10 protein-coding genes are annotated in these 13,548 nt (G+C 60.8%); 3 read left to right on the top strand and 7 right to left on the bottom strand.

Going from position 1 to position 13,548, the window contains the following annotated elements:
- Nucleotides 1–191: 191 nt before the first annotated feature.
- Entirely contained in the window at nucleotides 192–551 is a 360-nt protein-coding gene (locus LOY68_RS25095) for a PilZ domain-containing protein (protein ID WP_163912508.1), read from the top strand.
- Between the two features lie 114 nt (nucleotides 552–665).
- On the opposite strand, the gene LOY68_RS25090 is transcribed toward LOY68_RS25095, so the two are convergent.
- Entirely contained in the window at nucleotides 666–1,031 is a 366-nt protein-coding gene (locus tag LOY68_RS25090) for a DUF6124 family protein (RefSeq protein ID WP_163912510.1), read from the bottom strand.
- Nucleotides 1,032–1,524: 493 nt separating this feature from the next.
- Between LOY68_RS25090 and LOY68_RS25085 the strand changes: the two genes are divergently transcribed.
- Both LOY68_RS25085 and LOY68_RS25080 read left to right on the top strand, forming a co-directional pair.
- Nucleotides 1,525–2,661 carry a hypothetical protein gene (locus LOY68_RS25085; protein ID WP_265040553.1) on the top strand — a complete coding sequence of 379 codons (1,137 nt, stop codon included), beginning with the start codon at nucleotides 1,525–1,527 and terminating at the stop codon, nucleotides 2,659–2,661.
- Nucleotides 2,662–2,736: 75 nt separating this feature from the next.
- Nucleotides 2,737–6,483, top strand: a complete 3,747-nt coding sequence (locus tag LOY68_RS25080) for a hypothetical protein (RefSeq protein WP_265040551.1) — start codon at nucleotides 2,737–2,739, stop codon at nucleotides 6,481–6,483.
- A 52-nt stretch (nucleotides 6,484–6,535) separates the two neighbouring features.
- On the opposite strand, the gene LOY68_RS25075 is transcribed toward LOY68_RS25080, so the two are convergent.
- The 6 genes from LOY68_RS25075 to LOY68_RS25050 all read right to left on the bottom strand — a co-directional run bounded on the left by LOY68_RS25075 (nucleotide 6,536) and on the right by LOY68_RS25050 (nucleotide 13,395).
- Nucleotides 6,536–7,867 carry a DUF58 domain-containing protein gene (locus LOY68_RS25075; protein WP_265040549.1) on the bottom strand — a complete coding sequence of 444 codons (1,332 nt, stop codon included), beginning with the start codon at nucleotides 7,865–7,867 and terminating at the stop codon, nucleotides 6,536–6,538.
- 139 nt (nucleotides 7,868–8,006) lie between these two features.
- On the bottom strand, nucleotides 8,007–9,005 hold the full coding sequence (locus tag LOY68_RS25070; RefSeq protein WP_163912516.1) for an AAA family ATPase: 999 nt from the start codon (nucleotides 9,003–9,005) through the stop codon (nucleotides 8,007–8,009).
- Nucleotides 9,002–10,165, bottom strand: a complete 1,164-nt coding sequence (locus LOY68_RS25065; protein WP_265040547.1) for a DUF4350 domain-containing protein — start codon at nucleotides 10,163–10,165, stop codon at nucleotides 9,002–9,004. The genes LOY68_RS25070 and LOY68_RS25065 overlap by 4 nt, the downstream gene beginning before the upstream one ends.
- Nucleotides 10,162–11,709, bottom strand: coding sequence for a DUF4129 domain-containing protein (locus tag LOY68_RS25060; protein ID WP_265040545.1), 1,548 nt, complete (start codon nucleotides 11,707–11,709; stop codon nucleotides 10,162–10,164). The genes LOY68_RS25065 and LOY68_RS25060 overlap by 4 nt, the downstream gene beginning before the upstream one ends.
- Nucleotides 11,696–12,673, bottom strand: coding sequence for a stage II sporulation protein M (locus LOY68_RS25055; RefSeq protein ID WP_265040543.1), 978 nt, complete (start codon nucleotides 12,671–12,673; stop codon nucleotides 11,696–11,698). Before LOY68_RS25055 ends, LOY68_RS25060 begins: the two co-directional genes overlap by 14 nt.
- Nucleotides 12,670–13,395, bottom strand: a complete 726-nt coding sequence (locus LOY68_RS25050) for an RDD family protein (protein WP_265040541.1) — start codon at nucleotides 13,393–13,395, stop codon at nucleotides 12,670–12,672. The genes LOY68_RS25055 and LOY68_RS25050 overlap by 4 nt, the downstream gene beginning before the upstream one ends.
- Nucleotides 13,396–13,548 lie beyond the last annotated feature (153 nt).

The raw sequence follows: 13,548 nt of genomic DNA, 5'->3' as shown, positions 1-13,548 counted from the left end.
TCGGTGTTGGAGCCTTGCTCCAGACCGACGCAACACCTGCGACTGGCAGCGGTAGAAGTGGCAGCGATTTGCATGGACTGTCACACCGGAAGCGGGGAGAGCGTGCCCATCCTGCCTGTATGAAAGAGCAGAAGGCCCGTTCCGAAGCATTAGTGCGGCTCTGCTTAAGAGCCTTGCGTAGCGAATTCAGCATGTTTACCGACCGCCGGATTGAGCGGCATCAACTGCCGTATTTTCTGAAAGTGTTCAACAGCGTCACCGACAAACCCATTGGTTTTCTGGGCAATGTTTCAGAAGACGGGATGATGCTCATCAGCCAGTTGCCGATGATGATTGGCGCTGACTTCGACTTGCGCCTGAAAATTCCCGCCGGTGATGGCTGCATGCAGGTCATCGACTTGCGGGCTCGTTGTTTGTGGTGCCATGAAGACGCGACCCCTCACCACTATGACGCCGGGTTCAGCCTGCAACGGGCACCGCCGGAGTATGGGCAACTGGTGAGTGCGTTAAGGCAGTACTTCAGTTTTCAGCCGTTGCCAGCTTCGGCCTGAACAGCAAAAGATCGCAGCCTGCGGCAGCTCCTACAGGATCGGTGTTTTCCACCCTATTGTGGTGAACACGGTCTGTGTAGGAGCTGCCGAAGGCTGTGATCTTTTGATCTTGCTTTAAGTCACGCTCACCGCCGGCTCACTCGCAAGCGTCTTCTCCACCAGCAACAACCCCATCTCACTCAGCTGATAAATCGCCATCGCCAGGTGCCGTGGCTTGTCTTCCAGGCTTTCGGCCAGGTCGAGCAGCAGGATGTTGACCGAAGAAAAGGTTTCGTAGGTCTGGATGGTAATGGCCTGGGGATTGGCTTTTGGGGAGACGGTGAACATCTGCATGGCTCGATCCTTTGGCGCGTACAAGTGGTGAGAATTGGGTTTGAGGTAGTGGTCGAGGGCGCGGTCGGCAGCCTCGCGGAATTTCTTTGCATCGAGGGTGGCCGAAAACGAGTCCGTTTTCGGCGGATTGGGTGTGGCTTTGAACATCGTCAACATTCCTGAAAAAGGAGCTGCCAACTGACTCGCGACTAAACGAATTAGGGTGGCGGCTGTACACAGGTTAGTCGACCGGGAGGAATGTGAAAAAACCGGCGCGCCCGAGGGCGCCCTGTGCACAGCCACCATAACGTTCAGGATGGGGGATAGGAACATCCCGACCGTCTGGAGCAAGTGCACTTTCACATCACCTCCCGGGCGACTAAACCCGATCGCTGCCAATCAGCGACACGGATCAAGTTACGGGGCAGGCCAAAAGTGCACAAGCCGGCCGATTCTGGCGGACTTGTAGGCAATGGCGCAAGACTTCGTAGGCCTCAAAAAGCGTAGGAAAAGTCCGTAGGACCGATCGTCGGAACTGTCAGTTATTACAGGTAGGCAAGGCGAGATGAGTGGCCTTAACTGTGGGCCTAAGCCACCCAGTAAATAAATCAATTACCCCTGTGGCGGGGAATTTGGTGCTTATAGTTCACAGGTGATAATTATGGAAAATGAAACCGATACCGGCACTGAGGACAGTCGCGAGGTTTTGGAGGATGTTTCTTCAACCAATACCCTCGCTACTGCTGAATACGAGCGGGCCATTTTGTCGGGCACTGTGTATTCGAGAATACTCACGTTCGATGACCCGCATTATTTTTCGGCTTCATTAAAAGTTGAGTATTGGTGGGCGGGGGACGGTACGGTTCTCTATGGGTACGCAAGGCAATACAGGGCGGCGAATAACGGAAGAAGTGGCGGTGACATTACATTCGCTGTGCGGGGTACGTCAGGGCAGAGCTGGGAGAGGTTATTAACTGATAGTGCGGTGCAGGACGGCAAATGGCATGACATAGATGGCGGGGGATCGGTAGGTTCGCCGCTGCGCTTGGGGGAACTCTATTTCAAGTTCATATTTGATGTAGACAATGGTCCCGACCCTTGGCAAAGCATCTTAGTCCGGATAGTCAATCCACCCGCTATCACTCCGATAGCCGAGCCACTCGAATGGCGTCAAGCCCTGACAATCACAGGCGTGGCGACGGGCACGGTCACACTGACGATGCAGAGCGAAGTCGGTGAGGCCATCGCCGGTGTATTCAGTGCCAGCGGCGCGACGCGCATCTTCACACCGACGGCCGGCTGGACGCCACCAGGTCAGCAGAAGTTCAAGGTGGTGCAGTTGGTCAATGGGATAGCTTCACCCCCTAGCGCGTTGGTCACGCTGAAAGTGAGACCGATGAGGCCAGTCATCACCCCGATTACTCAGCCAATAGAAGGGCGTCAAACGCTGACGATAAGGGCAGTGGAGCAAGGCCCTGTCACCTTGACGATGCTTACGGGGGCCGGCGGGACGGTGCTCGGCGACTTTACGGGAACGGGTGCCACTCGCACCTTCACACCGGCCGCAGCCTGGGCTCCACCGGGCGAGCAGACGTTCAAAGTGGTGCAAACGGTGGGCGGGGTGCCCTCGGATTCCAGCGAACTTGTCACGCTGAAAGTGAAACCACCCAAGCCAACCATCACCCCGATTTCTCAGTCCATCGAAGGGCGTCATGCGCTGACCATCACAGGCGTAGCCGCGGGCACCGTCACCTTGACGATGCTGACAGACGCAGGCGGGACAGTAGCCGGCACCTAGACGGGAAATGGAACGTCGCGCACTTTCACACCGAGCGCGGTCTGGACGCCACCGGGAGAGAAGAGGGTCAAGGTCGTGCAAACGGTTGGCGGTGTACCTTCGGACCCCGGCGATGTGGTGACGTTGAAAGTAAAGCCGCCCAAACCAGCCATCATTCCGGTTACCCAGCCGGTAGAGGGACGTCATGCACTGACGATTACCGGGGCGCAGATGGGGGTCGCCAACTTGACGATGTTGACAGGCGCGGGGGTAAGAATAGATGGGACCTTTAGCTTGGCATCGGGTGGCAATTACACCTTTACGCCCACTGAGGCTTGGCCTCCGGGCGAGCAGACGGTCAAGGTCGTGCAAACGACTGACGGAGTGTCTTCGGACCCCAGTGATTTGGTGACGTTGAGAGTAAAACCGTCCAAACCCGTCATCACCCCGGTTCCTCAGCCCATCGAAGGGCGCCAAGTGCTGACGATCACAGGCCTAGCCGCGGGCACCGTCACTTTGACCATGCAGACGGGGGCCGGTGGGACGGTGCTCGGCGACTTTACGGGAACGGGTGCCACTCGCACCTTCACACCGGCCGCAGCCTGGACGCCACCGGGCGAGCAGACGGTCAAGGTCGTGCAAACGGTGGGCGGCGTGTCGTCGGACCCCAGCGATCTGGTGACGTTGAAAGTAAAACCGTCCAAACCCGCCATCACCCCGGTTCCTCAGCCCATCGAAGGGCGCCAAGTGCTGACGATCACAGGCGTAGCCGCGGGCACCGTCACTTTGACCATGCAGACGGGGGCCGGTGGGACGGTGCTCGGCGACTTTACGGGAACGGGTGCCACTCGCACCTTCACACCGGCCGCAGCCTGGACGCCACCGGGCGAGCAGACGGTCAAGGTCGTGCAAACGGTGGGCGGCGTGTCGTCGGACCCCAGCGATCTGGTGACGTTGAAAGTAAAACCGTCCAAACCCGTCATCACCCCGATTCCTCAGCCCATCGAAGGGCGCCAAGTGCTGACGATCACAGGCGTAGCCGCGGGCACCGTCACTTTGACGATGCTGACAGATGCCGGTGGGACGGTGCTCGGCGACTTTACGGGAACGGGTGCCACTCGCACCTTCACACCGGCCGCAGCCTGGACGCCACCGGGCGAGCAGACGGTCAAGGTCGTGCAAACGGTGGGCGGCGTGTCGTCGGACCCCAGCGATCTGGTGACGTTGAAAGTAAAACCGTCCAAACCCGTCATCACCCCGATTCCTCAGCCCATCGAAGGGCGCCAAGTGCTGACGATCACAGGCGTAGCCGCGGGCACCGTCACTTTGACGATGCTGACAGATGCCGGTGGGACGGTGCTCGGCGACTTTACGGGAACGGGTGCCACTCGCACCTTCACACCGGCCGCAGCCTGGACACCACCGGGCGAGCAGACGGTCAAGGTCGTGCAAACGGTCGGCGGCGTGTCGTCGGACCCCAGCGATCTGGTGACGTTGAAAGTAAAACCGTCCAAACCCGCCATCACCCCGGTTCCTCAGCCCATCGAAGGGCGCCAAGTGCTGACGATCACAGGTGTAGCCGCGGGCACCGTCACTTTGACCATGCAGACGGGGGCCGGCGGGACGGTGCTCGGCGACTTTACGGGAACGGGTGCCACTCGCATCTTCACACCGGCCGCAGCCTGGACACCACCGGGCGAGCAGACGGTGAAGGTCGTGCAAACGGTCGGCGGCGTGCCCTCCGACCCCAGCGATGTGGTGACGTTGAAAGTAAGGCCGCCCAAGCCTGGAATTGAGCCGCCGGGTGCCCCGATAGAGGCGAGTCAGCCGCTCACGGTGATGGGCATTTATTCGGACGCTGTCACGCTGAAGATGCTCGATGATGACAACAATGAGGTGACGGGTAGTTTTACCGGGAGTGGGGCGCAGCGCGACTTTACCCCCGATCCATCCTGGGCGGAGGGGGAGCATCAGGTCAAGGTTGTACAGACCCTTCAAAACATAACCTCTGCCCCGAGCGATCTGTGCTCCTTCAGTGTCGAAGTGAGTCTGAAGCCGCCCTTTTTCGAGGTTCCCGTGGCGGGTTCGAACAGCTCATCCAGCCCGCAGATCAGCGGCGCAAGCGAACCTTTTGCCGATGTAACGGTGCGTCATGTGGGTAGCCAGGAGCAGCTGTTTCACGGCCCGGCCGACGCTGATGGGTACTGGGCATTCGTGGTCAAGGCACACCTGTCGCTTGGGCCGAACTCACTCCAGGCGATGCAGACGCTCCGAGGCCAGTCATCCGTTTGGGGCGAGGAACATCCCTTCACTGTTATCAGAACCCCGGTCTCGGTGCCAACCATCGTGCGGCCACAAAGGGACAGCACCGTCAATCCCGTGCTCTGGTTTTCGGGAAGTGGGGTTGTGAACGCGCAGGTAAATATCAGGGTGAAACAGGACGGGGTGGAGAAGGGGTCCGACAGAGTGCCCGTCAACGGGAGCAGGAACTGGACGTCTCGCCCCTCATTCCGTTTGCCGCCGGGCATCACTTACACCCTGGAAGTCCAGCAACAATATGGGGCAGAGGAATCAGGGTGGACGGTGCCGGCAGTGCCTTTCAAGGTCAGTGCATCTACTTTCGAGTTCGCGGAGGCAGGCCCTGTGATCGGGCAGCCGGTGGTGAGTAACGAGGAAGGTGTATGGCTGCGGGTGCGGGCAGTGTCTGCGGATACCGGGTTGGGTGTCGGTGGACTTGAAGTGCGCTGGTATCTGGATGAACAGGACGTTCTGGCAACCACCCTCACGGAAGCGGACGGCTGGACCCGCTATCGTTATCGTCCGGCTACTGCGGGTGAACATACCGTCTGGGCGGATATGAGCGCCGAGAATGCCGGCGTGGCGGTGGTGCAACCCTTCATGCTGACGGCGGTTGAGAACGATGTGTGGGCGCGGGAGTTTGATCTGCTCATTGATGGCAAACGGCTGGATCTGAGAGAAGATATTGTTGTTTCGTATGGCTCAATGCTGCTCATCTACGTTCTAACAAAACCCGGCAGCCCTCTCATCGGTACGACCACCGTTACTCTGCAGACCTTACCTGGTACCGAAAATTCTGACTTTACGGCCAGGCCGCCCTTGGGAACGCTTGTTCCTGTGGATCACGCCGGTATGGTTTGGTGGATTGAGCCAGACACGGAGTTCAGCGGTTTTTATGGATTGAAGCTCAGCAGTCCCAAGCTGCCTGACAGGCAGTTGCCGATACGCGTCATCTCCAAGGACCTCGCCAATGAAGTGGAGGTTTTTTTCGATGGCGTTGTCACGGGGTTCGGGAAGGGGGCGGCTTATCTATGTCATGGCGCGAAGCATACCCTTACGTTAAAAGCCAAGCTTGGTAGCCCGATGTTGAACAGAAATATAAGCATGACCTGGCAGGGGGACTCGGGCTACGGACTGGGTATTGTTACTACACCGAGCGTTGAAGCTCCTCGATTCCTTGGGGAGCAAGGCCTTACGTGGGAGTTTAATTGCGTCAACAGCACACGAGATGGCAGTTTTTCCTTGCGACTGGTTTTCAACGCGCTCGTCTCCTCGGACTACAACCTGTCGTTGGGAGATTACAAAGTCAAAGTTATCGACCGCGATGGTCCTCGAGAAATTGGCGGTGCCGGTGGGCGTTGGAGGACGGGGATTTGCGTGGCCTCTGAATTCACGGGCAATGTCGTGAGCGTGCCGGTGACGGTGCACATTACTGGCAAGGAACCGTATACCGCCTCAACTGACAGCAATGGTTGGTGTTACGTCTATCACGCAGAAGACGAGTCTGCCGGGTTCACGCTACATAATCGGTATCCCGCCGGGTGAGTCACAGCGGTGAAAGCGTTCTTGCCCATCCGAAGGGCGCTTTCACCCGACACTAAAACATCCCGGCCTTTTTCCACTCCAGGTAGCGAGTCACCAGTGCAGGACCTAATTCGTCGGTGGTGGCATCGACCACGGGAACCCCTTGAGTCTTCAGGCGCTCATGCAGTTCGGCCCGTGCATTCAAGTAATCCACCGTGCCGCAATACATCAACGCCTCGGGCAAGGTCTGCACCGGCGCTTGGCGCAGTTCGTCGAGGGTGTCTTCGCGCAGGCTGGCTACCATCACCCGGTGCTGTTGACCCAGGCCTTGCACGGCGTTGAGCAGTTCATCGTCATCTTCATCGCGCAGGTTGGTGACCAGCACCACCAGCGACCGGCGCTTCTGCCGGGCGAGCAACTGGCTGACGGCGGCCTGATAGTCGGCGGGGCGCTGGGTGTTGTCGAGGTCGTAAACACCGTTGAGCAAGACCTTGAGCTGGCCTGGGCCTTTGACCGGGGCGAGGTAGCGCGGTTGATCACAGGCAAAAGTACTCAGGCCCACTGCATCGCCCTGGCGCAAGGCGACGTAACTGAGCAGCAGGCAGGCATTCAGCGCATGGTCGAAATGGCTGAGTTCGCCATCCTGGCTGCGCATCCGTCGGCCGCAATCGAGCATGAAAATGATCTGCTGGTCGCGTTCGTCCTGGTACTCCCGGGCAATCGGCGTGCGCTGGCGGGCGGTGGCTTTCCAGTCGATCTGGCGCAGGCTGTCGCCTTCGCGGAATTCGCGCAACTGATGAAACTCCAGCCCCAGGCCACGGCGCTGGCGTTGGCGCACGCCGAGCTGGCTCAGCCAGTTGTCCACCGCTAGCAACTGGCCGCCATAGAGGCGGGCGAAGTCCGGGTAGACGCGGGTGGTGTCGGTCGCGGTCAGCGAGCGTTTGTCGGACCACAGGCCCAGTGGGCTCGGCAGGTTGATTTCGCAATGCTCGAAGGCGAAGTGCCCACGGCGCAGGGGCCGCAGGCGATAGCGGAGCAGGCTGCGTTGGCCGGGTTGCAGTTCGACGGCTTGTGGCAGGTGTTCGACGCTCAGGCCGTCGGGGGCGTGATCGAAGATGTTCACGTTCAGCGGCTGGGCAAAATCATGCTCAAGCTCTAACTGCACTTCGCCCCAGCGACCAAGCGCCAGACTGCCGGGCATTAACCGTTTGAGGCGCGGCGAAGGCAGGCGCTTGAGACGGATGGCGTCGTAGACCGCCAGTACCAGCAGCGCCAGCAACAACGCCCAACTGATAGATTGCAGGTTTTTCGGCATCGTAATGTCGAGCGCCCGCAATGTTCCCAGTGCGATGCCAAGGGCGAGCAGCACTGTGAGCCAGATCAGCAGCAGGCGTGAGGGTTTCATTATTTGGCACCGCGCTGTCTGTTTAAAAGATCGCAGCCTGCGGCAGCTCCTACACCGATTGAGTAAAGGCGCAACACCTGTAGGAGCTGCCGAAGGCTGCGATCTTTTCTTCCCAACGCGCGAATATTGATCAAGACATTCACACCCTCGGCGCCATGACTTGGTCCAGCATCTGGCCGAGCACCTGATCGACGTCCAGCCCTTCGATGTCCAGCTCCGGCGCAATCCGTACGCGATGGCGCAACACCGCCAGCGCACAGCCCTTGATGTCATCCGGAATCACGAACTCGCCACCGCGCAATAACGCTCGCGCCCGGGCGCAACGCACCAGCGCAATCGAGGCCCGTGGCCCGGCGCCGAGGGTCAGGCCGGGCCAGGTGCGCGTGGCGCGGGCCAGGCGGATGGCGTAGTCGAGCACCTGTTCGTCGAGGGGCAAGTCACTGGCGATCCGTTGCAACGCCATCACGTCCTTGGCTTGCAGCACGGTGCGCAGCGGTTGCACATCAAGCATGTCGGCGCGGGTCGAGCGGGTGACCTGGCGCACCATGTCCAGCTCCTGCTCGGCGTCGGGGTAGTCCATACGCACCTTTAGCATGAAGCGATCCAGCTCGGCTTCCGGCAGGGGGTAAGTGCCTTCCTGTTCGATCGGGTTTTGCGTGGCGAGCACCATGAACGGTTGCGCGATCGGCAGCGCCCGGCCTTCGAGGGTGACCTGGCGTTCCTGCATCGCTTCAAGTAGCGCGGCTTGAGTTTTCGCCGGTGCGCGGTTGATCTCGTCGGCCAGCAACAGGTTGGTGAACAGCGGACCTTTGCGCAGTTTGAACTGCTCGGTCTGCAGGTCGTACACCGCATGCCCGGTGACGTCGCTGGGCATCAGGTCCGGGGTGAACTGGATGCGCGCGAACTCGCCCCCGAAGCAGCGCGCCAGTGCCCGCACCAGCAAGGTCTTGCCCAATCCCGGCACGCCTTCGAGCAACACATGACCGCCGGCAATCAGCGCGGTGAGCACGTTATCGATCACGATGTCCTGGCCGATCACGGCTTTCTGCAATTCGCTGCGCACCGCCTGGGCCAATTGACTGGCGCGCTGGCGTTGCTGGGCGGCGTGGTTAGGTGTGCCGGGCTCGATGTCACTCATAAGGCATTCCTCAAGGTTTGCAGGTGGGCGACCTGACGGCTGAACTCAGCGCTGGACAGCCGCTGTTTCGGGCGCGGGCTCAGGGCCTGGCTGATGGCGCGGGTGGGTTGCCGGGTCAGGCGCGCGAGCACCAGCCATTGTTCGGCAACCGCCAAGTGTTCGAAACCGGGATGACGGCGGCGGGCACGGCGCAAGATGTCTTGCTGCAAACCGTGCAACAGGCTGTCCTGCCCATGGTGGCGCAGCATGAAATCGGCGCTGGCGCGCAGGTGTTCCTGAAGTTGGCGACGGGCTCGCGGGGCCGGTTGCAGCAACGGGCCATGGCGCACGCCGACGTGCCAGCAAGCGAGGCCGATCAGCGCGGCGAGGGCGACCAGCGCCTGGGGGAAATACCGCAGCAGCAAGGTCAGCAGCGAATCGTGATCGGTGTTGTAAAGCAGCGTCACGCTGGTGTCGGCGTTCAAGTACCAGAGCAACCAGGCATTATCGTATTGCTCGATGGCCGGGGTTTTCCACAGGTCGGCGTCGGTGACCACGGTGATCGAACCGAGCCCGTGGTTCAGTTGCATCATGTGCGTGGCCTTGCCACTGTTGGCCCAGGCCTGTGCGAGGTTCTTCGGGTCTTCGAGATGGAACGCGGTGTCGAAACTGACGTAGGCCGGCGCGTCTTCGTCTTCCAGGTAGAGCTTGGTCAGGTTCGGATAAGGATCGGGTTCTGGGTCGGGGGGGAGGTCCTTGAGGTCTTTGCTCAGGGATTGATGCAACTGCACCCGGTCGAGCAACAGGTCATTGCTCTGGGCGGTTTTCTCATCCCACAACGACTCGGCGACGAATACCAGGCGCCCGCCGGCGCGGGTCCAGTTCAGGACCTGATCGATCTGGCGCGGGGTCATGTTCGAGCGGTCGCCGAACAGCAACAGGCTGTGCTGGCGCGGATCGATACCGGGCAGCACGTCGAGGCTGTTCGCGTGCGTGACCGCGACTCCCTGTTTGCGCAGAAATTGCTCCGCCGCCAGATAGGGATTGGCCCGGGCTTCGGGGGAGGGGCCGTGATCGACGATCTCCTGATAAGGCGTGGCCTTGAGGTACAGATAAAAGCACAACGCGCCGAACAGCACCGCGAACACCGCGCCGAGGACCTGCCACCCACGCCGGTTCAACGGGCGGCTCCCGGATTGAACAGCGTACGCCAGCCGTCACAGAGTTCCTGTTGCAACTGTGCTGGCGGCAGGCGATGCCCGTAGGCCAGGTTCTGCCAGTGGCGGGTCAGGGTTTGACTGAAGGCCAGCAACGCCGGTTGCTGCAGTTGCCCGATGCGTTCCAGCACCTGGCCTTCGGTGTCGGCGTCTTTCAAGGGCAGATTGAAGTCATGCAGCAAACGACTCAGCAGCGCCCGATATAGCAGGCCGAGGGCTTCGCGAGGGTTGGTCTGCCAGAGCGCTTCGGCACTGGCGGCGACATCGGCGGGCAGGGTTTCGTGATGCACGTCCAGCCCGAACAATTGCTTCGGCGCCGGGCGTTCCATCTTGTGGCGCCGGGTTGGTCGGCGGCTGACAAACGCTTGCAACCAGTCACGGTAGCGCCAGATCAATAATCCGATGGCCGCGATCACGGCGCCCCACAGCAACACTTCGATCAGCGTCGCCAAGGCACCGAAGCGAGGGTTATCCAGCAGCCGCAGCAGCGCCTTCAACCATTCGGGCGTGGTGCCATCGTCCGCTTTGGCCTGAGTGGCGGGTTTGTCTTCGCCAAAACGATAACGGGTGACGGATTCCTTGTTCTTGAACGGCGGCTGCTCAAGGATCGCCTTGATGCTGTCCCGGGACGCCTGACTGGTCAGGGGCTGGTCCAGCAGGCGTGGCGTGTCCGGCGAAATCACCGGCTCGGCGGCCCACACGCTTTGCGTCGTTGGCATCATCACCAGCACCGCCAGTAACAAGGCGACCGCCGCGCTGCCCAGACGCTGGCGCATCCGGCGGAATACCAGTTCGATGTCCCAGGCTTCCAGCACTGTGCGCCGGTTCAGGTAGAGGCTGAAGCCGCAGGCCACGTAGATCGGTTCCCACACCACCAGCACCAACGCGTAGAAGGCGTTGGTCAGGTGTTCCAGCCAGCGCCAATCGTGAGTAGTGGCGGCGATGAGGGTCTGCCAATCCCAGTCGAGTTCGATCTGTTGCGGCAGCAGCAGGTAGAACAGCACCATCATGCCGATCCACAAGGCGCTTTCCAGATGCACGCCGATGATCGTCAGCCACTGCGCGGCGCCAGCGTTGCGTTGCAGCAGCACGCGCAAGCGCTGTTGGCGGGCCGCGCCATCCAGGCCTTCGAGTTGCACCACCGGCATCAGGAAACTGCGGCTCAGGCTAAGGCGGCGCCAGGTCAGGCTGGCCAACAGTTGCGGCTTGAGCAGTCGTGGCCATTCGCGCAGCGCTTGTTTGAGCGTTGGCGTTTCACCGAACAGGGTTTTCGACAGGATGTACAACGGCAGCCGTTCGAACGCCGGTTTGAGCCACCAGAAAATGAACACCGCCAGGGACGGCGAATCCCACAGCAGCAGGCTGAGCAGGATGAATACCGGCAAGGTCACGATGGCCCAACTGGTCATCAACAGCCGACGATGCCGTTGCGTCAGCAGCACGCCCAGGTCCATGGCTTCCCAGCTATTGCGTGGGCGAATCACTACCGTGGCGTCACTCAGGCGCATGGCGAGTCCGTCCGGCCAACAGCAGATACAGCGCCATCAGAATCCAGAGCCCGGCACCGACCAGGTATTTGGTCAGCGGTGTCGGCGCGGTCATGGACGACCAGTAGGCTTCGATAAACGCCGCAATCAGCAGAAACAGCATCACCCCGCAAATCAGCAGCACGCTTTTGCGCGCGGCGAAGCGCAACGCTTCGGCCCGGGACAGGCGCCCCGGTGCAATCAAGGCCCAGCCCAATTGCAAACCGGCGGCGCCGGACAAGGCGATCGCGCTCAACTCGAAAGCCCCGTGGCCAATCACGAATGACCAGAAGGTTTGGCCGTAGCCGATGTGAGTCAGGTGCCCAGCCACTGCGCCGATGGTCAAGCCGTTGAAGAACAGGAAAAACGCGCTGCCCAGGCCAAACAGCAAACCGCTGGCGAAGGTCTGAAAGGCAATACCGATGTTGTGCATGATGTAGTAGCCGAACATCACCCAGTCTTCGCTGGCCGCCCGTTCGGCCGAACGCCCAAGGTGCCCGGCGACCGGGTCGTACATGCTTTGCATTTCGCTGACCTGATCGGCCGGGATCAGGTTGTAGATCAGGTCCGGGAACAAATACACCAGCAAACCCATGCCGACCAGACTGCCAAAAAACATCAGCCCGGCGGCGAGCACGAAGGGCCACTGTTGGCGCACCAGGCGCGGGAAGTCGGCCAGGATAAACGCCAACGCATTGGCCCCCAGTCGGCTGCGATGCCGATAAAACTGTTGATGCCCGCGCAGCACCTGATGCTGCAACGAATCCACCAGGAAACTGCTGTAACCGCGCTCCCGGGCCAAGGCCAAATGGTGACAGAGGCGGCGATAGTCTTTCGGGAAACTGGCGATGCGTGAGGCGTCCTTGCCCCGTTCCAGACGGTCGAGGACGAGGGCGAATTGCTCCCATTCGGCCTTGTGGCGACTCTCGAAAAGGCTTTGCTTCATGTGGGGCCCAACAAGCCGCGCGCGATGCCATTGAGTTCGGCCACGGCTCGCGGTGGCGGAACCTGCAACGGTTGGGCGAGGATGCTCGCCAGTTCATTCACTCGTGCCGTGGAGAGCTCGCCCTGGCGTTCGGCAAAACCGAGGACGGCGCGCTGTTCGGTGAGGGTCAGGGCAAAAGTCGGGCGCCGGGGTTGGGCGTCGGGCAGGTCGGGGCGGGTGAGCGATTTTTCGCTGTAGATCACCAGCGTACCGGCGGCAATGTCGCCCAGGCGTTTGAAGGTGGGATGTTGCAGGCAACTGATGGCGCCTAGGAAGTAGCCGAACGGCAGCAGGTCGACAAAACGCAGCAGGTTGCGCAGCAGCGAGGCCGACCAGCCAACCGGCGTGCCGTCGTCCTGCACCACCCGCAGGCCCATCCACTGCTTGCCGGGCGAGCGGCCCTGGTTGAACACTTCGAACAGCACCATGTACCACCAACTGATCCCGAACAGCAGGATCGAGCCCAGCCCGGCACCGAGCTTGCCGAGAAACGCCAGGACGAAAAACAACAGGCCAAGGATCAGCCCGCGCAAACCAAGGTCGATGCTGAACGCCAGCGCACGGACCATCAACCCGGCCGGACGCAGCGGCAAGTCGATACCTTCGGGCGTTTCGACTTGATACCGCGTGTCCAGAGGCGGAGACAGCGTCGCTTTCCTTGGCAGTGCTGTGGTCTCGAGCATGGGCAACCTGAGTGATGTGGCCGGATCGGGATTCAATGTCTGTCCGATGCTAGCAGCCTCTCGGGTGAAAACGACATAACTATGTATTGCACGATGCAAGGCCGCAAATGATTGAATGACAAGATGACTGGCCGCAGCGACTGGTCTGCGCCT

It is taken from the genome of Pseudomonas sp. B21-053 (assembly GCF_026016365.1).
GTDB classification, from domain to species: domain Bacteria; phylum Pseudomonadota; class Gammaproteobacteria; order Pseudomonadales; family Pseudomonadaceae; genus Aquipseudomonas; species Aquipseudomonas nunensis.
This window is presented reverse-complemented; position numbering and strand designations above follow the sequence as displayed.